This is a genomic window from uncultured Winogradskyella sp., from assembly GCF_947501905.1.
Lineage (GTDB): Bacteria > Bacteroidota > Bacteroidia > Flavobacteriales > Flavobacteriaceae > Winogradskyella.
Map to the genome: position 1 here is coordinate 577,757 of NZ_CANMXL010000002.1, position 24,734 is coordinate 602,490.

At 34.3% G+C, this 24,734-nt stretch carries 25 protein-coding genes; 10 read left to right on the plus strand and 15 right to left on the minus strand.

Annotation, left to right across the window (positions count from 1 at the left end; translation table 11 throughout):
• Positions 1 to 58 precede the first annotated feature (58 nt).
• A complete protein-coding gene (locus Q0770_RS06270) occupies positions 59 to 640 on the minus strand; it encodes an NUDIX hydrolase (protein WP_299115159.1) in 582 nt (193 codons plus the stop codon).
• 119 nt (positions 641 to 759) lie between these two features.
• Here Q0770_RS06270 and pyrE point away from each other — a divergent pair, with 119 nt between their 5' ends.
• Positions 760 to 1,404 (plus strand): orotate phosphoribosyltransferase, encoded by a 645-nt coding sequence (gene pyrE / locus Q0770_RS06275; RefSeq protein WP_299115161.1) that lies wholly within the window; start codon positions 760 to 762, stop codon positions 1,402 to 1,404.
• Between the two features lie 94 nt (positions 1,405 to 1,498).
• A complete protein-coding gene (locus tag Q0770_RS06280; protein WP_299115163.1) occupies positions 1,499 to 1,894 on the plus strand; it encodes an SRPBCC family protein in 396 nt (131 codons plus the stop codon).
• Here the strand turns inward: Q0770_RS06280 and Q0770_RS06285 are convergent.
• A complete protein-coding gene (locus Q0770_RS06285; protein ID WP_299115165.1) occupies positions 1,891 to 2,622 on the minus strand; it encodes a biotin--[acetyl-CoA-carboxylase] ligase in 732 nt (243 codons plus the stop codon). The genes Q0770_RS06280 and Q0770_RS06285 overlap by 4 nt on opposite strands.
• Positions 2,623 to 2,716: 94 nt before the next feature.
• Between Q0770_RS06285 and rsfS the strand changes: the two genes are divergently transcribed.
• From rsfS to Q0770_RS06325, 8 genes are all read left to right on the plus strand, one after another.
• On the plus strand, positions 2,717 to 3,088 hold the full coding sequence (gene rsfS / locus Q0770_RS06290; protein ID WP_299115166.1) for a ribosome silencing factor: 372 nt from the start codon (positions 2,717 to 2,719) through the stop codon (positions 3,086 to 3,088).
• Positions 3,089 to 3,104: 16 nt separating this feature from the next.
• Positions 3,105 to 5,045 (plus strand): ATP-dependent zinc metalloprotease FtsH, encoded by a 1,941-nt coding sequence (gene ftsH, locus Q0770_RS06295; RefSeq protein ID WP_299115167.1) that lies wholly within the window; start codon positions 3,105 to 3,107, stop codon positions 5,043 to 5,045.
• A gap of 103 nt (positions 5,046 to 5,148) precedes the next feature.
• Complete coding sequence (locus tag Q0770_RS06300; RefSeq protein WP_299115168.1) at positions 5,149 to 5,757, plus strand: LUD domain-containing protein; 609 nt, start codon at positions 5,149 to 5,151, stop codon at positions 5,755 to 5,757.
• Positions 5,758 to 6,582, plus strand: a complete 825-nt coding sequence (locus tag Q0770_RS06305; RefSeq protein WP_299115170.1) for a phosphatidate cytidylyltransferase — start codon at positions 5,758 to 5,760, stop codon at positions 6,580 to 6,582.
• Entirely contained in the window at positions 6,572 to 7,225 is a 654-nt protein-coding gene (locus tag Q0770_RS06310) for a phosphatidylserine decarboxylase family protein (RefSeq protein WP_299115172.1), read from the plus strand. The genes Q0770_RS06305 and Q0770_RS06310 overlap by 11 nt, the downstream gene beginning before the upstream one ends.
• On the plus strand, positions 7,222 to 7,488 hold the full coding sequence (locus tag Q0770_RS06315; RefSeq protein WP_299115174.1) for an acyl-CoA-binding protein: 267 nt from the start codon (positions 7,222 to 7,224) through the stop codon (positions 7,486 to 7,488). The genes Q0770_RS06310 and Q0770_RS06315 overlap by 4 nt, the downstream gene beginning before the upstream one ends.
• 160 nt (positions 7,489 to 7,648) lie before the next feature.
• Positions 7,649 to 9,643, plus strand: a complete 1,995-nt coding sequence (locus Q0770_RS06320; protein WP_299115176.1) for a hypothetical protein — start codon at positions 7,649 to 7,651, stop codon at positions 9,641 to 9,643.
• 217 nt (positions 9,644 to 9,860) lie between these two features.
• Complete coding sequence (locus Q0770_RS06325; RefSeq protein ID WP_299115178.1) at positions 9,861 to 10,532, plus strand: hypothetical protein; 672 nt, start codon at positions 9,861 to 9,863, stop codon at positions 10,530 to 10,532.
• Positions 10,533 to 10,604: 72 nt separating this feature from the next.
• Here Q0770_RS06325 and Q0770_RS06330 read toward each other — a convergent pair whose 3' ends face one another.
• The 13 genes from Q0770_RS06330 to secY all read right to left on the minus strand — a co-directional run bounded on the left by Q0770_RS06330 (position 10,605) and on the right by secY (position 24,727).
• Entirely contained in the window at positions 10,605 to 11,516 is a 912-nt protein-coding gene (locus tag Q0770_RS06330; RefSeq protein ID WP_299115180.1) for a dimethylarginine dimethylaminohydrolase family protein, read from the minus strand.
• Between the two features lie 126 nt (positions 11,517 to 11,642).
• Positions 11,643 to 12,929 carry a citrate synthase gene (locus Q0770_RS06335; protein ID WP_299115182.1) on the minus strand — a complete coding sequence of 429 codons (1,287 nt, stop codon included), beginning with the start codon at positions 12,927 to 12,929 and terminating at the stop codon, positions 11,643 to 11,645.
• Positions 12,930 to 13,089: 160 nt separating this feature from the next.
• The gene (locus tag Q0770_RS06340; RefSeq protein ID WP_299115184.1) at positions 13,090 to 16,713 is read right to left on the minus strand and encodes a reprolysin-like metallopeptidase; all 3,624 of its coding nucleotides are present in this window, start codon (positions 16,711 to 16,713) and stop codon (positions 13,090 to 13,092) included.
• A gap of 241 nt (positions 16,714 to 16,954) precedes the next feature.
• Positions 16,955 to 18,247 carry a phosphopyruvate hydratase gene (eno, locus tag Q0770_RS06345; RefSeq protein WP_299115186.1) on the minus strand — a complete coding sequence of 431 codons (1,293 nt, stop codon included), beginning with the start codon at positions 18,245 to 18,247 and terminating at the stop codon, positions 16,955 to 16,957.
• Between the two features lie 150 nt (positions 18,248 to 18,397).
• On the minus strand, positions 18,398 to 19,498 hold the full coding sequence (carA, locus tag Q0770_RS06350; RefSeq protein WP_299115188.1) for a glutamine-hydrolyzing carbamoyl-phosphate synthase small subunit: 1,101 nt from the start codon (positions 19,496 to 19,498) through the stop codon (positions 18,398 to 18,400).
• Between the two features lie 217 nt (positions 19,499 to 19,715).
• Positions 19,716 to 20,189, minus strand: coding sequence for a 50S ribosomal protein L17 (rplQ, locus tag Q0770_RS06355; protein ID WP_299115190.1), 474 nt, complete (start codon positions 20,187 to 20,189; stop codon positions 19,716 to 19,718).
• Between the two features lie 70 nt (positions 20,190 to 20,259).
• Positions 20,260 to 21,252, minus strand: a complete 993-nt coding sequence (locus Q0770_RS06360; protein WP_087491748.1) for a DNA-directed RNA polymerase subunit alpha — start codon at positions 21,250 to 21,252, stop codon at positions 20,260 to 20,262.
• A 100-nt stretch (positions 21,253 to 21,352) separates the two neighbouring features.
• On the minus strand, positions 21,353 to 21,958 hold the full coding sequence (gene rpsD / locus Q0770_RS06365; protein WP_299115192.1) for a 30S ribosomal protein S4: 606 nt from the start codon (positions 21,956 to 21,958) through the stop codon (positions 21,353 to 21,355).
• Positions 21,959 to 22,149: 191 nt separating this feature from the next.
• The gene (rpsK, locus tag Q0770_RS06370) at positions 22,150 to 22,533 is read right to left on the minus strand and encodes a 30S ribosomal protein S11 (RefSeq protein ID WP_188375173.1); all 384 of its coding nucleotides are present in this window, start codon (positions 22,531 to 22,533) and stop codon (positions 22,150 to 22,152) included.
• 102 nt (positions 22,534 to 22,635) lie between these two features.
• The gene (rpsM, locus tag Q0770_RS06375) at positions 22,636 to 23,010 is read right to left on the minus strand and encodes a 30S ribosomal protein S13 (RefSeq protein ID WP_299115196.1); all 375 of its coding nucleotides are present in this window, start codon (positions 23,008 to 23,010) and stop codon (positions 22,636 to 22,638) included.
• 2 nt (positions 23,011 to 23,012) lie between these two features.
• The gene (ykgO, locus tag Q0770_RS06380; RefSeq protein WP_008269159.1) at positions 23,013 to 23,129 is read right to left on the minus strand and encodes a type B 50S ribosomal protein L36; all 117 of its coding nucleotides are present in this window, start codon (positions 23,127 to 23,129) and stop codon (positions 23,013 to 23,015) included.
• A 25-nt stretch (positions 23,130 to 23,154) separates the two neighbouring features.
• A complete protein-coding gene (gene infA / locus Q0770_RS06385) occupies positions 23,155 to 23,370 on the minus strand; it encodes a translation initiation factor IF-1 (RefSeq protein WP_007094967.1) in 216 nt (71 codons plus the stop codon).
• Positions 23,371 to 23,380: 10 nt separating this feature from the next.
• Positions 23,381 to 24,727 carry a preprotein translocase subunit SecY gene (gene secY, locus Q0770_RS06390; protein WP_299115197.1) on the minus strand — a complete coding sequence of 449 codons (1,347 nt, stop codon included), beginning with the start codon at positions 24,725 to 24,727 and terminating at the stop codon, positions 23,381 to 23,383.
• Between the last annotated feature and the right edge of the window lie 7 nt (positions 24,728 to 24,734).

The window sequence follows — 24,734 nt, forward strand, 5'->3', positions numbered from 1 at the left end:
ACCAAAGTTTTGTTATAGATGTAAAAAAGCTAAAAACGTTGCGTCAAAAAACAAAAAATTAGACCAAAAGCTTAATATTGGCATAGCTATTCGCCATGGCTTTTTTTATTTTTTTCTTACCTAACCACTTAACTTTTGTGATGCCCTCTTTTTCTTGTGGTATTAGTTCTCCTGAATAGTCAGTCTTCATCTCAAACCAATAGGTGATTTTTATTCTATAGCGACCACGGCGTTTAAATATATGATATGTTGTTTGTAATGGCTTAGTAATTCTCAATCCATCAACACCAGTTTCTTCTTCAACTTCACGAATTGAAGTTTCTTCTATAGACTCCTTACCTTCTACTTTCCCTTTTGGCAAATCCCATTTATCATTTCTATAAATAAATAAGACTTTACCATCATTATTATAGACTTTGCCACCGCCAGCAATAACGTTAGGTAATTTCTTCAAAAACTGCTTTAGTAATTTTTCTTCCTTTTTACCAACAAGATAGACGGCTTGCAAATTTGTGCGATTTAGCATTCTTATCACTTTTGCTAAATCTACTGACTTAAGTAAAAAAACTTTGAAGTCTGTTTCCTTATCAACCTTAGTGGTCAAGTAAATGGGTTTGTCACCTACATAAATAGTATGCATCAATCAGATAACTTATATTTTGTTCTCGTAAATGTATTCTTTTTTACAATACAGAATTTGAATTAAAAATTATTTTAATTTAAAATTTTCATCGTATCAAAATTCATTAATTTTGCGACATGATTTTTAACAAAGACATCGCCAAAAAAACTGCAGAAGTATTACTACAAATTAATGCTATAAAATTGCAGCCTAATGACCCTTTTACATGGGCTTCTGGATGGAAATCTCCGATTTATTGCGACAATCGTATTGTGCTTTCTTTTCCACCGATTAGAAATTATATAAGAGAAACTATGGCTCGACAAATCGAAGCGCTTTATGGTAAGCCAGACGTTATTGCTGGTGTGGCTACTGGAGCTATTGGCATTGGTGCCTTGGTTGCAGAATACCTAAACCTACCTTTTGTATACGTAAGACCTGAAGCAAAAAAACACGGGAGACAAAACCAAGTCGAAGGTTATATCGAAAAAGGGCAAACCGTAGTCGTTGTAGAAGATTTAATAAGTACAGGAAAAAGCAGTCTTAATGCAGTAAAAGCTTTAAATGCTGCTGAGGTTAAAGTTAAAGGCATGGTTGCTATTTTTTCTTATGGTTTTGATATTGCAGATCAAAATTTCTCTGAAGCTAACATAGAGTTACATACTCTTGGCAACTATGAAAACCTACTCGAACAAGCTCTAGAAACAAAATACATAACTAAAGAACAACAAGACATTTTAGCACTCTGGAATGCAAATCCAAGCGATTGGAACGCTAATTGATATATGCTGTTGAGTCGTAAGTTGTAAAGACGTTCGATTAGAATTTTTTAAATCAACTTTTCGTCTACGCAAATAATAATTTAATATTAAAAAAATGAACTTAGAATCTCCAAAAGTAACCTTAGATAAATCTACAGAAGACACTTTTAATTTTTTATCTGATGTAAAGAATTTTGAAAAACTAATGCCAGAAAACATTAGCAAATTTGAAGTTTTAGACGCTGATAAATTTTTGTTTGCCTTAAAAGGCATGCCAGAAATTGTATTAAAAAAGAAAGAAGCTACGCCAAATAGCAAAATTGTACTTGGTGCCGCAGGCGGAAAATTAGATTTTTCTTTAACAGCAGATATCACTGAAGTAGACGCTACAAAAAGTGACGTAAAACTGACTTTTTCTGGCGAATTTAACGCTATGATGGCAATGATGATTAAAGGCCCTATAAGCAAGTTTATTGAAACTTTATCTACAAATATGTCATCTGCTTTTTAGTAAAGTAATTGCACTTCTTTAAGGTCGTAGGCTTCGCGTATATTATCTTCTAGAAGTAATTTTAATTTACCATCATCTGTTACACCTTCAATAAAACCAGAAAAAGTCTGGTCATCAGGAGTTTTAAAAGTTGATGGTTTTTTTATGCGGAATAATAAGGCTTCGTATTCTTTTTTCAAGGTATCCAGATTACATGCTTCTAAAAGCTTAAGTTGGTTTTCAATATGTTTTAGCAAAAGATGAAAAATTTCGTCTTTACTATATACTATTCCAGTTAGTAAATGCAAGGATGATGCATTGGGTAGATTATCAAAAAATTTCTGATTTACATTTAAGCCAATCCCAATTATAGAGCCAACAAGTTTGTTGTTTTTTATGACATTTTCAATCAGTATTCCTGCTATTTTCTTATTCTCTGACAAAATGTCGTTAGGCCATTTAATCTTTATTTTTGGAGCTCGCAATTCATTTAATGCTTTAGTTATACCCAAAGCAACCGCCATACTTATATAAAACTGCTCCGATACTTTTAAAAACGAAACGTCTTTAAAGACACTAAACGTAAGGTTTTTTGATGCTTCACCTTGCCACGTAGTACCCATTTGACCTCGTCCATTGGTCTGCTCATCAGCGACAACAACTGTAAAATCCTTAGGCATCTTTTTAAGACTTAACGTCTTTAGATACGTGTTGGTAGAGTCGATGGCATCAAGTTTGATTATATACATTATAACTAGCAGGTTATTTTATAGATTTCTTATGACAATTTGGGTTAACAAGAACTAAAAAAATAATAACTTTGTATAAATTTAAAACATTTTAATGACGGAAAGAAATAGCAATGCCGACCAACTCATTACTACGATAATAAGCGGAATCGAAGAGGTTAAAGGAAAAGAGATTATACTTTTAGATTTAAGAGAAATAGAAAATACAGTTTGCGATTACTTTATCATTTGCGAAGGTACTTCAAACACCCAAGTCAACGCCATTGTAAATTCCATACAAAAACAAGTTAGTAAAAACACTAAAGACAAGCCTTGGCACGTTGAAGGTTCTGAAAATGCTGAGTGGGTTTTAATGGACTACGTTAATGTTGTTGTACATGTTTTCCAAAAGCACATCAGAGAATATTATGATATTGAAAGCTTATGGGGCGATGCAGTAACCACGCAAATAGAAACTAGTATTTAAAAAAGAAAAGCTAAGAATGGCAAAAGAAAATAAAAATTTAAACAAAAAACCTAAAGTAAGCCCGTATTGGATTTACGGAATTATTATTGCAGTTTTTCTAGGTTTACAATTGTTTGGCGGCAGCGCTTTTCAGAATTCTAAAGAGATAAAAACGTCTGAGTTTATCAAATATCTAGAAGATGGTGATGTCAAAGAGGTTGTAATTATAAGTAATACAAAGACGGCAAGAGTTTTTCTTACTGAGGACGCCTTAAAAAAGACCGTACACGAAAAAGCACGTTCTAAAGGCTTTATGCCAACAGGTAACGTTCCTAACTATACTTTAAAATTCGGAGATCTTGGAAATTTTGAAGACCGCATTGACGATATCATCACTAAAAATAATCTTCCTACATCAAGAAACGCAGACATAGAAAGTAATGCCTTTGGCGATTTTCTAATCTCGTTATTACCGTTTATTCTAATTATTGGTGTTTGGATTTTTATCATGAGACGTATGTCTGCTGGTGGCGGTGGCGGAGCTGGTGGTCAGATATTTAATATCGGAAAATCTAAAGCCAAGCTTTTTGACGAAAAAACAGATACCAAAACCTCATTTAAAGATGTGGCTGGTCTTGAAGGTGCAAAAGAAGAAGTGCAAGAAATTGTAGACTTTTTAAAATTCCCTGAAAAATATACCTCTCTTGGTGGTAAAATACCTAAAGGCGCCTTACTTGTAGGACCTCCAGGAACCGGTAAAACCTTATTAGCAAAAGCTGTTGCAGGTGAAGCAAAAGTGCCTTTCTTCTCATTATCAGGTTCTGATTTTGTGGAGATGTTTGTGGGTGTTGGTGCGTCACGAGTAAGAGATTTGTTTAAACAAGCCAAAGAAAAATCACCTTCAATTATTTTTATTGATGAGATTGATGCTATTGGACGTGCAAGAGGAAAAAACAACTTCTCTGGTTCTAATGACGAGCGTGAAAATACGCTGAATCAATTACTAACTGAAATGGATGGTTTTGGTACAAATACAAATGTTATTGTATTGGCTGCAACCAATCGTGCGGATGTTTTAGATAGCGCATTAATGCGTGCTGGACGTTTTGATAGACAGATTTATGTAGACTTACCAGACGTTCGTGAGCGTAAAGAAATTTTTGAAGTCCATCTTCGTCCTTTGAAAAAAGAAGAAACCTTAGATATCGATTTCTTGGCTAAGCAAACACCTGGTTTCTCTGGTGCAGATATTGCCAATGTGTGTAACGAATCTGCACTTATTGCAGCTCGTAAAGGTAAAAAAGCAGTAAACAAACAAGATTTTTTAGATGCTGTTGACCGTATCGTTGGTGGTCTCGAGAAGAAAAACAAAATCATAACACCAGAGGAGAAGAAAGCGATTGCCATTCATGAAGCTGGTCATGCAACGGTAAGTTGGATGCTAGAGCATGCAGCACCATTAGTAAAAGTCACTATTGTACCTAGAGGACAATCTTTGGGTGCGGCTTGGTATTTACCAGAAGAACGACTTATTGTAAGACCAGAACAGATGTTGGACGAGATGTGTGCTACAATGGGCGGTCGTGCTGCAGAAAAAGTAATTTTCGATAAAATATCTACTGGTGCTTTAAGCGACTTAGAAAAAGTGACAAAGCAAGCTAGAGGCATGGTTACCGTTTATGGTTTGAGTGACAAAATTGGTAATCTAACGTATTATGATTCTTCGGGTCAACAAAACAATGGTTTTACAAAACCATATAGTGAAGAAACTGCGGTATTGATTGACAAAGAAATCTCTTCAATCATTGAAGAACAGTACCAACGTGCTATTAAAATCTTAGAAGACAATAAGGATAAATTAACTGAGCTTGCGGATGTACTTTTAGAAAAAGAAGTCATCTTTAAAGACAATCTCGAAAAGATTTTTGGAAAACGCCCTTTTGAGAAAGCAGAAGTAATCTCTGAAGAAGAGGAGTAAAAAGGGTTCCACTTGACGAAAAAACTTAAATTAACCTAGAGTTAGTTTAAGTTTTTTTATATTTGGGTAATTGACTAAAAAAGCGCCTTAATTGTATCTCTAAATGAGTTTATTCAGAAAAATTTTTGGAGGAAAATCCCCTGGTTCCGAAGAAAAAGTTCCTAATGAAGAACGCAGCAAATACATGCCCGACATTAAACTCCCTGTAGATGAGCGTTTTACAATAAATTTTAAGGCAAATGGCGGTAAATTCTTATACTGCGAGAATATTGAAGAAGTCTACAATAGCTTAGAAAACATTATATCAGAAAACAATTGGGATGACAAAAAAGTATTTTTGTTAGACGACAGGCTACAAGACTTATTTAAAGGGTTTGAATTAGATGGTACTAAAAAGACATCTGAAAGCACTTATTTTTTCACGACCTGTGAGTATTTAATTTCTGATGATGGCTCATTGCTGATTTCATCAAATCAAATTGCAGAGAAAAAACTCAAAGAATTGCCTGCCAATTTTGTGGTTTATGCCACGACTAGTCAATTGGTCGAAAGCATAGGCGAAGGTCTTAAAGGCATTAAAAATAAAAACCAATCCAAAATCCCAACAAATATTACCACGATAAAGCACTTTAAAACCACAGAAGACAAAAACTTCCTAAGCTATGGAAGCAGTGCTAAAAACCTATACCTACTGCTCTTAGAAGACTTATAAATGAAGGAACTTTTAACGCGTGCCATTTCTGGACTTCTCTATGTCGCTTTACTTATTGGTTCCATGTATTGGGAAAACGCCTTACTAGCTGTACTTTATATTTTTGGCTTGGTCTCTCTAGCCGAGTTTAATAAGCTGATAAAGCTCAATGCCTTTTTAATTACCGCAGCAATCTTTACCTTTTTATACTTTGGTTTTTGGTATTGGTGTATGATACATACCTCATCCACAGGCACCAATGAAGCCATACAAATATTACTGGTTATTACCAGTTTTGTGAATCTGTTTTTAATCAAAGACTTGTTTACCGAAAAGAAAATGCCCTTGTTTGAGTCCAAACGCTATATCGCCACAACCTTCTATCTATCTAGTGGTTTTATTTTTATGCTACTCATTGCTAACTACTTAAATTCGTTTACACCATTTTTATTATTGGGTAGTTTTATTCTGGTTTGGGTAAATGATAGCTTTGCATATTTGGTCGGTAAAAATTTTGGACGCCAAAAATTATTTCCAAGTGTCTCTCCAAAGAAAACGGTTGAAGGCTTTTTGGGCGGCCTCTTTTTTGCATGTGTCTCTAGTTATTTTATTGCGACGTATACCGGAACATTAGGTTTTACTAGCTGGTTAATTTTAGCTATTATTGTGAGTGTGTTTGGCACCTTGGGCGATTTAATAGAATCAAAGTTTAAGCGACAAGCCGAAGTAAAAGATAGTGGTGTTATTATGCCTGGTCATGGCGGACTGCTAGACCGCTTAGATAGTATTATCTTTGCAGCACCATTTATATATTTATTCTTAAGAATTTTAAGTTATGTTTCATAAAGAAGGTCATAAAATCATACTCATTACCCTATTTATAGTAGTTGCCGCCATATTTGCTATTGATGCTTTTGTCTCTATAGAATGGTTACGCAAAGTCTTAATGCTATTGGTTTTGGTATTCTTTGTATTGATACTACAATTTTTTAGAAACCCAAAGCGTCACACACACGCTAACGAGAAACAAGCACTTTCTCCTGTAGATGGCAAAGTGGTGGTGATTGAAGAAGTCTTTGAAAAAGAAGTCTTTAACGACAAGCGCATACAAGTTTCTGTGTTTATGTCACCTTTAAATGTGCATGTGACACGTTATCCCATAGCTGGTAAAGTGAGTTTTAGCAAATACCATCCTGGAAAATATTTAGTGGCTTGGCATCCAAAAGCCAGTGAAGAAAATGAGCGTACTACGGTTGTTGTAGAAAATGAAGGCTTTGGAAAAGTCTTGTACAGACAGATAGCTGGTGCATTGGCAAAACGTATTGTTAACTATGCTAAGGTCGATGATACCGCACAGCAAGGTGCCGATTCTGGGTTTATAAAATTTGGCTCAAGAGTCGATTTATTTTTACCTTTAGATGCAGATATTAAAGTTGCCCTCAACCAAAAAGTAAAAGGTGGCGAGTCTGTGATTGCAGAAATGAAATGAGCCAAAGCGAGTTAGATATAGCATTTGAAGCCGCCGTAAAACGGGTTAACGACCATACGGACCCATTTCCTGCAGATTTTTTATTACGCCTCTACGCTTACTACAAAAAAGCCACTAACGATTACGGCAGACCAAGTAGCCGAAAGCAAATTATTAATGCTTTTAAAACCAATGCATTGTTCCAAGTGCAGGACATCTCCGAAGAAGAAGCCAAGCAACATTATATAGATTTGGTAAATCACTACTTTTTGTACGGAAAGTAAACCAAAAAGCCTCAAAATTCTCTTTTTTTAGTCATTTTGCCCTAAAAAAGTGCAAAAACTACGTATTTCTACGTATAGGAATTTAGGTTTCTTTTAGCGAACTTCACAAAATAATTAATAGTTCACTTTATCTCCTTATCTAACATTATTAAAAAACTAAATGAAAGAAACAGGCATTCATCCAAATGTGAGTTTAAACAAAGCTGGAATAAGGCATACTGAACAAAGTATTATAAAGCATTTTAGTAATTTGTTTAGTATCTCATTTGCAAAATCCCATAATTTCAAGGGAGCGTGGTATAATTTTGCTTTTCTAAAACCTACAAAAGAATTAAGAGAAAAATATAGGTTTCAAAATGAAATGCTACTTATAGCAACTTCTTATGAGAATTTCGATACAAGAACATTTGATTATGTAGATAAACTGATGTTTGAATATCAAAACAGACTTGACAAATTATGTGTAATATTAATTAGTGGTGATAAAAAAATAAAAACTAAAATCACTTCTCTTGCCCAACAAAATCCAGAGACTAGAATAATTATCCCTTTTAGTTATATAGACTTTTTTAAAAGTAAACCTGAACAACTGATAAATCAACGATTAAAAGAATTTTTTTATGGAAGAGATTTATTTGCATTTGAATCACCTTTACAGAATGATGCTTATTTTTATGGAAGAACTGAAACTGTACAATTCTTTTATGACAAGTATAAATCGGGAGAAAACAGCGGACTATTTGGTCTTAGGAAAATTGGAAAGACATCAGTTCTTTATGCCTTAAAAAGATACTTGAGTTTACGAGGCGAGAATGCTGCCTTTATAGACTGCCAAGAACCTGCGTTTCATAAAAGAAGGTGGTTTGAGTGTCTTGAGTTTATTGTTAATCAGTTACTAATTGAAGTTAATAATTCATTTCCGAAGAAGGGAAATATCAAATTAAACTCTAACTACTCCGAAAAAGATGCATCTATATTTTTTGAAGAGGATTTAAAAAAAATATACAATACATATAAAAAGAGTAGACTTTTATTAATATTTGATGAAATAGAGAATATAACATTTGATATTTCACCAACTGAACATTGGAATAAAGACAATGATTTCATCTTATTCTGGCAATCTATTCGAGCCATATACCAAAAAAATCAAGGCTTATTCTCATTTATAATAGCTGGTGTAAACCCTAAAACTATAGAAACTGGTCTCATTAATAGTTTTGATAATCCAATTTATAGAATGATAACACCTAATTATTTAAAACTATTCAATCATACAAATGTTAGTGATATGGTTAAGAATATTGGTAATTATATGGGATTAGATTTTGATGAAGAAATAATTACTTTTTTAACAGATGATTTTGGCGGACATCCTTTTCTAATTCGCCAAGTTTGTTCTAAAATTCATCAGGAAACTTCAAGTAGAAGACCTACTAGAGTATCAAAATTCTATTATAAAGAGAGAATAGAAGATTTTAATAAACATCTTGCTGACTATGTTGAGCTCATAGTAGATGTATTAAAAAACTGGTATCCTATTGAGTTTGAACTTTTAGAACATTTAGTTATAGGTAATATTGAGGAATTTGAAAAAATTAGTTCTCTTTCAGACAAAACTATTAATCACTTAATTGGTTATAACTTAATTGAAAAATCAGATAATAAAGTTTATCACGTAAAAATAAACGCAGTTAAAAACTACATTTTAGAACACACTAAAATCCAACAGAGTTACTCAAGAATAGAGGATAAATGGTCTTCCATAACTAAAAAAAGAAATAGTCTAGAATTGAAATTAAGAAGTGTACTAAAACTTTCTTTAAGGTTTAAATTCGGTCAAATCAAAGGTAAATCTGAATTCTTAAAAATCGTTGAAGAGAAAAGAAGAGAAAGATTAAATATTCTGAACTTAAATGAAATTTTTAGTGATAAAGGCGAAATATACTTTTTAGACATCCAAAAATACATATCAAAAAACTGGTCAGATTTTGAAAAAATATTTTTGGATAAAAAAAAGTTTGAGATTTATATAGACTTATCAAATAGTAATCGAATTGATGCTCACGCAAAAGACATGAATCAAGAAGATATGACTATAACTATCTCTGCTTTGAATTGGTTAACTGAAAAATGTAATAACTTCTTAGAATAAAATTTCTTTGAAAAAGGAATTTTATTCCCTAATCAAAGGCATGATACTACAACGCAGCAAGCCTTCTTGTTTGGCAATATCTAAAACTTATAGAAATACTTAAATACCCGTTATCGGGTATTGATACATGCTGTCATTTTATTGATTTTAGTTCTATATAAAAACTGAATTTATCTATTCACTAGATAGTATATGTAACAACTTAAAATCAAAAAAAATGGAAACAAGAAGAACTAAGTTAAAATTCATTCCTTTCACACCAAAAGAACTAAATCATGAAACAAAATTTTACGGGACAATTAACGGAGAAGAGTTCGAGTTAGTTGGTGGTGGGATTGGACAACCACATAATGGAAATTTAAATACAGAACTAAGATCTACAAAAGGGCCCGTAAATTTCCAAATGTTAGCCATTAGTGACGGACCAGTAATGGGATACCCAACATATAGTAACTACCAAAAAGGAGGCTATGATTTGTTCAAGATTTCAGATGGATACAAATACACAAGAAAATGGAAATTTTCATGTGGTGGTACAATGGAAAGTATTCATCATGTTAAAAGGTTTGATGATAAAATGACAGGTGATTTTAAAGTTTTAAATGCAAATTTTGATGCACCTACATTGGCTTATAAAGAAACTCATGTAGAAACATTTTATCCAGATGGTCCTGGTCGTGTAAAAAGTTATTTCAAATCTAGATGGGTTACAGAAAATGGGGGAGAATATACTGCCGATGTTGAAAGCACATACTATTTAAACCACAATCTTGAACTTCCATACACTCATTTTAGATTTATTAAATTCACTACATTTCACTCGGACGAAGTGTTTAGACAAGACGAAATATTAACGGTAATACACGACCCTGAAGCCTTAAATCTATAAATTATTTTCTAATGAAACATATTGAGAGCCATTGTTGATTCAATGGCTTATACTTTTAAAAACTCTATTAACCTACTCTCTAATCAAAGGCATGGTACTACAACGTAATAAGCCTTCTTGTTTAGCAATCTCAGCGTAAGGGACTTCCTCAACGGTAAAGCCTTGCTCACGTAACCAGGTATTTAAACGGGTAAAGTTTTGCTCAGAGATAATGACCTCTTCAGAAATGGAGAAGATATTACTATTCATGTGATACATCTCGTCTTTGGTAATTTCAAACACATTGTCCTTACCAAAATAATTGACCAACCATTGGTATTCTTCCTCAATTAAAAAGCCGTTTTTATGGATAATGGCTTTGTCCTTACCTATGGGTTGAAAACAGCAGTCTAAATGCAAGGCGTTCTCTTTTGGGTCGGTATTAGATTTACGCAGTTCAAAAGCCTTTACTTTTTTATTTGGGAATAATTCTGCCAAGGCATTAATCGCTTCAATATTAGTGCGTGCCGTGATATAATCTGGGTAATCTTCGCCAGTATAGGTACCAATAAAAATATAATCGTTCCAAGGCATGACATCGCCGCCTTCGACATGGCATTCTTCTGGCAAACGAATAATGTTTTCGTTACCAACTGTAGACCACACGTATTCCGTAGCATGTATCTCTTGGTCACGGTCTGGTAAAATATTAGAGATGATTAGCTTATCTTCTATGACAAAAGAGATATCGCGGGCAAAAATCTGGTTGTAATCTTTTATAATTTCAGGACGATACACCGTAACATCATACTTTCTCAACACCTCAGCGACAGCTTCCATTTCTGGTATCATATCTTCTTCCTTAGGATAGGTACCTGCCAATACGTGTTGCTTGCTTTTAGGGTCGTAACAGTCTTCTGCTTTTGGCGTTGGGCCATTACTTTTTGCTGTACCTAAAATAACCGCTTTAAGTCTTGAGGTTTCGTTTTGTATGTTGAGTTTCATTCTTAATAATAAACAGGTGATAAAAACACCCCTAAAGTCCCCTCAAGGGGACAATTTTACGTTTAACTTTTGTAATGATTAGGCATAAAAAAGCTTCATAATCTCTTATGAAGCTCCTTGTTGCTTTTATCTGTTTTCTATTGACGTAAACGGTCTTAATGTTTCGCCAGTGTATAATTGACGTGGACGACCAATTGGCTCTTTGCGCATACGCATTTCTTTCCATTGTGCAATCCAACCTGGTAAGCGTCCTAAGGCAAACATTACGGTAAACATCTCTACAGGAATACCCATAGCACGGTAAATAATACCAGAGTAGAAATCTACATTTGGATATAATTTACGGTCAACAAAGTATGGATCTTCTAAGGCTTCTTTTTCTAAACCTTTAGCAATCTCTAAGATTGGGTCTTCTACACCTAAATCTCCTAATACTTCTGCCGCAGCTACCTTGATAATCTTTGCTCTTGGGTCAAAGTTTTTATAAACACGGTGACCAAAGCCCATTAAACGGAAAGGGTCACTCTTGTCTTTGGCCTTAGCCATGTATTTTTTTGTGTCGCCACCATCTTCTTTAATCGCTTCAAGCATTTCTAATACGGCTTGGTTAGCACCACCATGTAATGGTCCCCAAAGTGCAGAAATACCTGCAGATAGTGACACGAATAATCCAGCGTGCGAAGAACCTGTGATTCTTACCGTAGATGTCGAACAATTTTGCTCATGGTCTGCGTGTAAGATGAGTAACTTATCTAAAGCATTTACTAGAATATCATTCTGTTCGTAGTCTTTGTTAGGACTTTTGAACATCATCTTTAGAACATTCTCAACGTAACCTAAATTGTCATCGCCATACTCTAATGGTAAGCCTTGCTTTTTGCGCATGGTCCAAGCTACCAATACTGGAAACTTCCCTAAAATACGAACAATGGCATTGTACATTTCTTCTTCAGAATCTACATTTACCGATGATGGGTTAAACGCCGTCAATGCACTTGTCAATGAGGATAAAACACCCATTGGATGTGCTGCCTTTGGAAATGCATCTAGGATTTTCTTGATATCATCATCTACAATTGAATGCGATTTAATATCTGTATGAAACTTATCTAATTGTTCTTTATTTGGTAACTCTCCAAAAATCAACAAATACGCCACTTCTAAGAAGTCTGCTTTTTCTGCCAACTCCTCAATAGAATACCCACGATATCTTAAAATGCCTTTTTCGCCATCTAAAAATGTAATAGCACTCTCGCAACTCCCCGTGTTTTTATAACCTGGATCTAGCGTAATAACGCCTTTTGTGCTTCCTCTAAGGGCTTTAACATCTATAGCAACTTCATTTTCTGTTCCGGTAATAATTGGAAACTCATGTTTCTCTCCATTTACCTCCAATATCGCTTTGTCTGACATATCTAATGTTGGTTTTTACTTGAATTTTTAAGGATTACGAAATTACGAAAACTACATCGATTTCGAAAGTGTATTTACAATCGTTTTAACATAATATAAATGGCAAAAAAAAGCTGAAACCCATTTCTAGATTTCAGCCTTAAAAAACGAGAAAAAAAATCTATCGTTTTATTACTATTTTTTTATCGATTGTAAACTGATCGGCTTTGATTCTTACAATATATAATCCGTCAGAAATATTATTGGTTTCTACAGCTATACTATTGCTATTTGGCTGATAGTCTTTGTTTAGTATTTCTCTACCTCTAATATCAAACAGTTGTACGTTAATGTCATTAAACGTTCTTCCGAATGCGATATTAAAATCTCCATTATTTGGATTAGGGTATAGATTAAAGTTTGCAGTATCTAGCTCATCTATGCCTAAGACAACATTAAAACTAAACTCTTGTCCACCCAAAATAGCACTGTCATTTCCTTCTACAGAAAACTTAAAACTATCCGCAGCGGTACTTGAACCATCATGCGTATAAGACAATTGATTATTAGCTATAGCCGTTTGTGTAAAAGTATCTCCGATACCTACTGCAACAGCGTTATTATACAAGATTCCGTTAGATGGTAATTGCGTAATTGTATACGTTAAATCACCATCAACAGCTCCAGGTTGTGCAACTTGTAATTCCGTTAAGCTTACTGTTGTAGACATACCTTGGTTTAATCCCATATCGATTTTGTTGACGATAGTAACATCATTTACAATTTGTAACTCACCACAAATAGTAACGCTAAATGCATTAAAAGTTCCTCCTTGAGAATCTGATTCTCTATCTGTTGCTAATAACACCCAAGTTCCTTGTCCGTTAGAGCCATCAAATCTTGTAAAAGCTTGACTAGGTAAAACATTACCACTAACTCTTGGTGTCCCAGAACACGATAATGAAGAACCTGCATCGGTAAAAGTGACATCAAAATTACTTCCTGAAGAACAGTCTCTATTGTAAACCTCTGCAAATAAGCCAGCAGGTGAACTAAATTGCATTTTAATATCTCCAACATCTGAATGGGTCGCATTCATATAAAATGTTACATCATTAACTATAATATCATCTGGAACGTCCACTCTAGCACTTACCGCATTATTTGAAAATGTTTCCCACTCGTCATCGTTATCTTCATAATATTCATTATCATAAGTAATACACACATCATTTGCGGTTTGGAATACAAATATTTCGCCAAAACTACCTGCTATGCATGTGTTTTCTGGTCGTACTCTCCAGTAATATATTGTACCTGCAGAAAGCGATGTTGTTTGATATTCTGTAGCATTAGCTACTGTAGCAGATTCAGCGAGTACAGCAAAATCTGGTGTTACAGATACTTCTATATCGTACTGTGAAGCACTACTTAATGCACCCCAGTTTAATAAAGGATTAGCAGATTGGTTTCTTGCCCCATTAGTAGGACTTATAAGATTGACATCGCCAATGGTATTATCAAATACATTTAATAGCACATCAAAAGTCTCAGTAGCAGATGTGGTTTGCCCTTCACCTTGAATTGTAATTGGGTAATTACCTGCTACAATTGCACCTGTATTAGAAATTGTAAGTGTAAAACTCCCTACTGAATTTATAGTTGTTGTAGACAGTGTTGCTGTAGTCCCAGCTGGAGCTCCAATAACAGTTAAATCTACATTTTCTGTAAAACCAGGAGCTGGTGTATAATCTAAATTGAACACACCATCTGTAGGTTGGCATATAGATACTGTTGGGTTTGCAGATGTAAACTCAAACGTTCCTGCTTTTATTTCAAAATCTGCATTAGACAAATCGAAGAATATATTACTAGCTGCCTCAATTTTAATTCTATTTGTTGTACCAATATTGTTAGGCACAGTTATATTTTGTGAACCGTCATTGGTGACATTTGATGCTAAAGTGACAGGATATGTATATCCACCATCAGTAGATAGCAATATATTTACATTGGGTGATAATGTAGCTGTATTATTAACATTCCATGTAATAGTCTCTGTAGCTCCAGTATACCAAATTTCACTACCGGTATTTGGAGATGACACTAAGAATGGTCCAGCTGAACCAGAAACTGTAATAACAGTATTATCATGATCTGTTTGACCTCCGGCAACAGCATTATCTCTTACAGTAAGTCTAAAGTCTAGTTGACGGCCAACACTAGGAAGAACCTCCCAAGTTGGCGTTGTATTATTAATTACAGACTCCAAATTTGGAAATGTCCTTGTTGGGTCTGTTACTGGAAAATTAGTTCTAAACACTGGTCCACCTGCATTTGAAGGTAATGGTGGCTGAGCATAAGAACCGTCATTATCGTATTGCTCCCAATTGTAAGTTAAAACATCTGCTCCATTAGGATCTGATGAACCACTCCCATCTAATATAAAAGGTGTAGAGAATGGTATTGTGTAATTAGCACCTGCATTAGCCGTTGGCTCTATATTAGAAATAGATATTTCTGTTTCGCAGGCATCTACTAAAATAGATGATGACATCTGAACAATACTTCTTGCATGAAAATAACCATCACTATTATCTTGAACATTTGGGGCACAAATACCAGCATATCCCATAATTGTAGAAGCACTTCCTGGCTCATAATCATCACTAACTTTAGAACCAAAACAAGCGTTATAATAGGTATGACCAGCACCATATTGGTGACCTATCTCATGTGATACATAATCAATATCAAAAGGATCGAATTCAGGCGTTACAATTCCTGTAACACCTCTACCTTTAGTTGTGCTTGCACATGGACTTGTTCCGGCAATTCCACCACCGCCTGTAGAAAACACGTGTCCGATATCATAAGCTCCTGATCCTATTATTCCTGAAATATTAGATGTATTTACACCTATCATTTGACTTCCACTATAATTATCATAGGGTTCAGTGTCCGGAGTAGGGCTATCTATATTTACGCCATTAGCATAAATTAATCTATCATTATCTGGCACTAATTGAAAAGTTACAGCAAAATCACGTTCGTAAACTGAGTTAACTCTTGCCACTGTAATTACCATAGCTGCAAGTGCATCGGCTCTTGCATCACCATTACCAGGGTTGCCATCATCATGGTAAGCTGTATACTCAGATGTACATGCAATTGCTATTTCATATCTTCTTAAAACTCCATCTTGGACGTTTCGTTCAATTTGACTTGTATCAAAACTCTCTTCAACCTCATTCTGAACATCATCTGCATAGCATCTCCAATTATCAGAAGAACTTCTTGTATAATCAAATCTGTTATACACTACATAATTTGATGTGTCTCCCTTGGCATAAGGATCAATGTAAACTGTTTTTTGTCCTGTAATTACACCCCTAAATCCTTGAGAAGTTATTGTGAAATAAATCTTATTTAATGGGTTTGAAATACTCTGACCGTAATATGTAGAAATAGCTGGGTATTTAGCAGCTAAATCTGGATGCATCACATCTGTTTTTTGAATTCTGTAATTTTCTATTGTACCATCAGGATTAGGAAACTGTGATATTATTGTTGATCCTCTCATACTATTTGAGATACGATTAGGAGCATTGCTAATATCATTAACAAGCTTATTTAAATCCAAGGCAAATACTTTATACGTATTAGGAATAATAACTCTCTCTAAACTTTTAGTTCTGCTAGAAAGTTGGTTTTCTTGACGCTCTTTCCATACGTTAGATTGCGTTTGGGCAAAGATTGAAAGTGTCAAAAAACTCGATACAATTAATAGTAAAGTTTGTTTCATAGTAGGCTAATTATATGACTCTAAAGAAATTAGGGCTTCTTTAATTGATGGTAAAACTAAGATTATTTACAAGAAAATCAAGCGAAAAATTCATTTTTTTAACGATTAAATACATTTTTTTATCGTTTAAGTGTTATTTTTTGAATTAAAAAAAGGAATTTACTTACAAAAATAGCATAGGGATAATAAAAAAAGCAGCATTATATAATGCTGCTTTTAAATAGAATATTTTTTATTCTTGTTAACTAATCTTAAACGCTTTAGTTTGAGGAAAATAAGCCACTTCTCCTAATTCTTCTTCAATGCGTAATAATTGATTGTATTTTGCCATACGGTCGCTACGTGAAGCCGAACCTGTTTTAATCTGGCCAGTATTTAAGGCTACTGCTAAATCTGCAATGGTATTGTCTTCAGTTTCTCCAGAACGGTGAGACATCACAGATGTATACCCTGCATTGTGTGCCATATTTACTGCAGAAATCGTCTCCGTTAAAGTACCGATTTGATTTACCTTAATTAATATGGAGTTAGCAATACCTTCAGAAATACCGCGTCCTAAACGCTCTACGTTAGTTACAAATAAATCGTCACCTACTAACTGCACTTTGTCTCCAATCTTATCGGTTAAGTATTTCCAACCTTCCCAATCGTTTTCGTCCATACCATCTTCAATAGAAATGATTGGATATTTTGAAGCTAATTCTGCTAAGTAATCTGCTTGCTCTTGGCTTGTTCTTACTTGTCCAGATTCACCTTCAAAAATGGTGTAATCGTATTTTCCGTCTTTATAGAATTCTGCCGCAGCACAATCTAAAGCAATCATCACATCATCACCTAAGTTATAACCTGCATTGGCAACAGCTTTTGCAATCGTTTCTAAAGCATCTTCTGTTCCGCCAGCTAAGTTTGGTGCAAAACCACCTTCGTCACCTACAGCAGTACTTAAATTACGGTCATGCAATACTTTCTTCAGGTTATGGAAAATCTCTGTCCCCATTTGCATAGCATGCGTAAAGTCTTTTGCTTTTACTGGCATGACCATAAACTCTTGAAATGCAATTGGTGCATCACTGTGAGAACCACCGTTAATGATATTCATCATTGGTACAGGTAAGGTATTTGTAGAAACACCACCAACATATCTGTACAATGGCATATTTAATTCGTTAGCTGCAGCTTTAGCAACAGCCAAAGACACCCCTAAAATAGCATTAGCGCCTAATTTTGATTTATTTGGCGTATCGTCTAAATCAATCATTAGTTTATCGATAGCATTCTGCTCAAAAACAGAAACACCCAATAACTCTTGAGCAATTATGGCATTGACATTGTCAACTGCTTTTAAAACACCTTTACCCATATAGTTGTCGCCGCCATCTCTAAGCTCTACAGCTTCATGCTCGCCTGTTGATGCACCAGATGGTACAGCTGCACGGCCCATAACGCCGTTTTCTGTAACAACATCTACTTCTACAGTTGGGTTACCTCTTGAGTCAAAAATTTGTCTTGCGTGAATGTTAATGATAATGCTCATTGATATTTTAATTTTAATGAATTTCAAATTTACGAAAATAGCTAGCTATAACTATCGCCGTGGTTTATTATTACGATTAATAATTACGAAAATGTTTTCGCAACTAAAAAATGGCAACAGAATATTGATTTTGTTGCCATTTTTTCATGATTATTTTTTCAAGTTTTCGATAAACTCATCGAAAAGATATGTTGAGTCGTTTGGACCAGGACTTGCTTCTGGATGGTATTGCACCGAAAAACAATTTTTATCCTTAACACGAATTCCCGCAACAGTATCATCGTTAAGATGTACGTGCGTAATTTCTATATTAGCATTGGCTTCCGTTTCTTCTCTACTAATTGCAAAACCATGATTTTGAGAGGTGATTTCACCTTTACCAGTTAATAGGTTTTTTACTGGATGATTAATGCCTCTATGACCATTATGCATTTTGTAGGTTGAAATACCGTTTGCCAAAGCAATCACTTGGTGTCCTAAACAAATACCAAATAAAGGTTTATTCTTAGCGATGATTTCTTTTGCCACTTGCTGAGCTTCCACCAAAGGTTCTGGATCACCAGGTCCGTTTGATAAGAAATAGCCATCAGGGTTAAATGCTTCTAATTCTTCGAACTTTGCGTTATAAGGAAACACTTTGATGTAAGCATCGCGTTGTGCTAAGTTTCGTAGAATGTTCTTTTTAATACCTATATCTAAAGCAGCAATCTTATAGGTTGCATTTTCATCACCATAGAAATAAGGTTCTTTTGTAGATACTTTTGAAGCTAGCTCTAAACCATGCATACTTGGTTGCTCTGTCAATTGCTTTTTTAAGCTTTCAACATTATCTACTTCTGTAGTAATAACAGCATTCATAGCACCATTATCTCTAATATAACTTACCAAAGCTCTGGTATCTACATCAGAAATGGCTAAGGTATTATTGTTTTCAAAGAATTCTTCTAAAGATCTATCTGCTCCTGGACGAGAATACTCAAAACTGAAATTTTTACAAATCAATCCTGCAATTTTTACTGAGTCTGATTCTACCTCAGAATCTTTAGTTCCGTAATTACCAATATGTGCATTGGTTGTTACCATTAATTGTCCAAAATAAGAGGGGTCAGTGAAAATTTCTTGGTAACCCGTAGTACCAGTGTTAAAACAAACTTCACCAAATGCAGTTCCTTCTTTACCTATTGACTTTCCGTGAAAGATAGTACCGTCTGCAAGTAGAATAAGTGCTTTTTTTCTTTGTTTGTACTTCATGCGTTGTGTTGTGTTAGTCTCTTTTTTAGTTTTACACTTCGACTGAGCTCAGTGCATTGCAAAATTCCAAAAAAAAAGGATAAACTGAAACAGTTTATCCTTTATAGTTATCAATGCTTATTAACACTCGATAATCGAGGTTTGTAAAATGAAGAAAGCCGTTTAGAAGTAATATCAATATTGAATTTACAATCTGTTTGCTTTCTTGCTTTCATTTTTATTCTTCTTCGTTAGTAGCTTTAGTTTCTACTGGCGGAGTCGCAACAGCTTTACTACCACCTCTTCTACTTCTACGAGTTGTTTTCTTAGCAGTTTTACCTGCATTGTAAAGCTCGTTGTAATCTACTAACTCAATCATTGCCATATCAGCGTTATCACCAAGTCTATTTCCTAGTTTGATGATTCTTGTATAACCACCTGGACGATCACCAACCTTAGCAGCAACGTCTCTAAATAATTCTGTTACAGCTTCTTTTTGTCTTAGTTTAGAGAATACAATACGTCTGTTGTGTGTTGTATCTTCTTTTGATTTAGTAATCATTGGCTCAACAAACTGCTTTAAAGCTTTTGCTTTTGCAACAGTTGTATTAATACGCTTGTGCTCTATTAAAGAACAAGCCATATTAGCTAACATTGCTTTTCTGTGTGCTGTTTTACGACCTAAATGATTGAATTTTTTTCCGTGTCTCATGACTCTTGTTTTATCATCTTGCTACCAAACTCTTTTATGAGGAGCAAAATATGATTAGTTTAATTTATAATTAGTCTTTGTCTAATTTGTATTTACTTAAATCCATTCCGAAGTTAAGACCTTTAACGTTTACAAGCTCTTCAAGCTCAGTTAAAGACTTCTTACCAAAGTTTCTGAATTTCATTAAATCGTTTTTATTGAAAGATACTAAGTCTCCTAAAGTATCTACTTCTGCAGCTTTTAAACAGTTAAGTGCACGTACAGAAAGATCCATATCAACTAATTTAGTTTTCAATAGTTGTCTCATGTGAAGTGACTCTTCATCATAAGTCTCAGTCTGTGCAATTTCATCAGCTTCTAATGTAATACGCTCATCAGAGAATAACATGAAGTGGTGAATTAATATTTTTGCTGCTTCAGTTAATGCATCTTTTGGATGAATTGAACCGTCAGTTTGAATTTCGAAAACTAATTTTTCGTAATCCGTTTTTTGCTCAACACGGAAGTTTTCGATTCCGTATTTTACATTTTTTATTGGTGTATAAATTGAATCTGTAAAGATTGTACCTATTGGTGCAGATGCTTTTTTATTTTCTTCTGCTGGCACATAACCTCTACCTTTTTCAATTGTAATTTCCATGTTAATGTTAACCTTTGGATCTAAGTTACAGATTACTAAATCTGTATTTAATACTTGGAAACCAGAGATAAACTTTTGAAAATCTCCTGCAGTAATTTGCTCTTGACCAGAAATAGAAATTGTAACAGTTTCGTTATCAACTTCATCAATTTGACGCTTAAAGTTAACTTGCTTTAAGTTCAAAATCATTTCAGTAACATCTTCAACGACACCAGAAATTGTAGAAAACTCGTGATCTACACCTTCTATTCTAACCGATGTTATTGCAAACCCTTCTAAAGACGATAATAACACACGTCTTAAAGCATTACCTACCGTTAATCCGTAACCTGGCTCTAATGGTCTAAACTCGAATTTACCTTCGAATTCATTAGAATCAATCATGATTACTTTATCGGGCTTCTGAAAATTTAATATTGCCATATTTTCTTCGTTTTAATTGTTATCTAGTTGCGCGGTTTATAAGTTTGAAGAAGACCCAATAAACCCTTTGGCTAAATACCAATATGATTAATTAATTTTATTATTTAGAGTAAAGTTCAACGATAAATTGTTCGTTGATTTGCTCAGGAATTTGAATACGTGCAGGTACAGAAACGTAGTTTCCTTCCATTGTATCGTTGTTCCATGTAATCCATTCGTACACACTGCTAGAATTAGCTAATGAGTTTTGAATAGCTTCTAAAGATCTAGATTTTTGTCTTACACCTACAACATCTCCAGCTTTTAATTGGTAAGAAGGAATGTTTACCTTTTCACCGTTTACTGTAATATGTCTGTGAGAAACTAATTGACGTGCACCGCTACGTGTTGGAGCGATACCCATTCTGAATACAACGTTATCTAAACGAGATTCACATAATTGTAACAATACTTCACCAGTAATTCCTTGTGCAGCAGTTGCTCTTTTAAACATGTTTCTGAATTGCTTTTCTAAGATACCATAAGTATACTTCGCTTTTTGCTTTTCCATTAACTGGATTGCATATTCAGATTTTTTTCCACGACGTCGGTTGTTTCCGTGCTGTCCTGGAGGATAGTTACGTTTTTCGAAGGCTTTATCATCTCCGAAGATAGCTTGACCAAATTTTCGAGCTATTTTAGTTTTAGGACCAGTATATCTTGCCATTTTACATTTGTTTTGAGAGTGATTTTAGAATTAAGGTCTTATACTTATCCTTCTAAACCGTTTGCCTCTCGTTGATACTTGTTATTATTTTTCAGTTTGCAAATTTACACAAAATAAACTAATCCCAACATAGTAATTGAAATTAGTTTATTTAATGATTTTCAACACCTTAATGATGTTGTAGTATATAATTATACTCTACGTCTTTTTGGTGGACGACATCCGTTATGCGGCATTGGTGTAACATCAATAATTTCTGTTACTTCGATACCAGCATTATGTATAGATCTGATAGCAGATTCTCTACCATTACCAGGACCTTTTACATATACTTTTACTTTCTTTAAACCAGCTTCTTTAGCAACTCCAGCAGCATCTTCTGCAGCTAATTGAGCAGCGTAAGGTGTGTTCTTTTTAGAACCTCTAAAACCCATTTTACCAGCTGATGACCAAGAAATTACGTCACCTTTTTTATTTGTTAAAGAAACAATGATGTTGTTAAAAGATGCTGTTATGTGAGCTTCTCCTACTGCATCAACTATTACTTTACGTTTTTTTGTACTTGACTTTGCCATATTTTTTAGTTTCTAGTGTTAGCTTTTAGTTTTGAGAATCCTAAACTTTTACATTTCAGACAGATTCATCTAACCTAATTACTAATGACTAATGTCTTTTTATTATTTAGTTACTTTCTTTTTGTTAGCAACCGTTTTTCTTCTACCTTTTCTTGTACGAGAGTTATTCTTAGTACGTTGTCCTCTTAATGGAAGACCAGCTCTGTGACGGATACCTCTGTAACATCCAATATCCATTAAACGCTTAATGTTTAATTGAGTTTCAGAACGTAATTCACCTTCAATTTTGAAAGTTCCTACAGCTTCACGGATTGCTCCGATTTGGTCATCTGTCCAATCTTGTACTTTTGTGCTTTCATCAACTTTAGCAGTTTCTAAAATTTCTTTTGCACGACTTCTACCTATTCCATAGATATAAGTTAAAGAGATAACTCCTCTTTTTTGTTTTGGTATGTCTACACCTGCAATTCTTGCCATAACTACCCTTGTCTTTGTTTGAATCTAGGATTCTTTTTGTTAATTACGTAAAGTCTTCCTTTTCTACGTACCAATTTACAATCGGCACTTCTTTTTTTAACTGATGCTCTTACTTTCATCTGTTTTGATTTTTAAATACTAATATTAGTATCTATAAGTTATACGAGCCTTAGTTAAATCATAAGGACTCATTTCTAATTTTACTTTATCACCTGGTAATAACTTAATATAATGCATACGCATTTTACCAGAAATGTGCGCAGTCACAATATGACCGTTTTCTAATTCTACACGGAACATAGCATTTGATAATGCTTCTATAATTGTACCGTCTTGCTCTATTGCTGCTTGTTTTGCCATTGTATAAATATTATGCTACTGCTTTTCTATTTTTACCTGATTTCATCAAACCGTCATAGTGCTTGTTCAACAAATAAGAATTTATTTGCTGCATCGTGTCTATTGCAACTCCAACCATAATTAATAGTGATGTTCCACCGAAGAATAAGGCCCAACTACCTTGGATACCCATTAGCTTTACAACAAATGCTGGGAACACAGCTATAAGTGCTAAGAAAATAGATCCTGGTAAAGTAATCTGAGACATAATTTTGTCTAAATATTCTGAAGTTTCACTACCTGGACGAATGCCTGGTATAAAACCACCACTACGTTTTAAATCGTCTGCCATTTTGTTCGTAGGAACAGTAATAGCTGTATAGAAATATGTAAATACGATGATTAAAAACGCAAACAATACATTATACCAAAACCCGAATGGGTCTGAAAAATTAGCTTGCATCCACTGACCTGCGTCAGTTTCTTTTAACCATGATGAACCACCTATTAAACTTGGAACAAACATGATCGCTTGAGCAAATATAATTGGCATTACACCAGAAGCATTAAGTTTTAGTGGTAAGAACTGACGAGATCCAAATACGTTTTTCTCAAAACCACCAGAAGCAGTTCTACGAGCGTATTGTACTTGTATTTTACGTACAGCCATTACTAATAATACAGATGCTAATATGATTAAGAACCATATTACAATCTCTATAAGAATAAGCATTAATCCTCCATTACCTTCTAATCTAGATACTGCATTTTGGAAAAATGCTAAAGGTAATGTTGCAATAATACCAACCATGATTAATAATGATATACCATTACCAATACCTTTGTCTGTAATCTTTTCTCCCAACCACATTGCAAAGATACAGCCAGTAACTAATATTACTATTGAAGAGAAATAAAAGATGCCTCCTGTACCCAATAAAAATGCTGATGTTGGAACACCTAATGATGGTAAACTTACTAAGTATCCTGGTGCTTGTACCAAACAAATAGCAATAGTTAACCAACGTGTGATTTGGTTGATTTTCTTACGACCACTCTCTCCTTCTTTTTGTAGTTTTTGTAAATAAGGAATAGCAATTCCCATTAACTGAACCACAATCGAAGCCGAAATGTATGGCATAATACCTAATGCAAATACAGAAGCTTTAGAAAAAGCTCCTCCAGTAAACATGTTTAATATGGCACCAATACCACCATCAAAATTTCCTGAGAAATCAGATAATTGAGTAGCATCTATACCTGGTAGTGTTACTTGAGCACCAAAACGATATACTAATAATAACCCAAAGGTTAAGATTATTCTATCCTTAAGCTCTGTAATCTTCCAGACGTTTTTTAATGTTTCTATTATTTTCATTCTATAT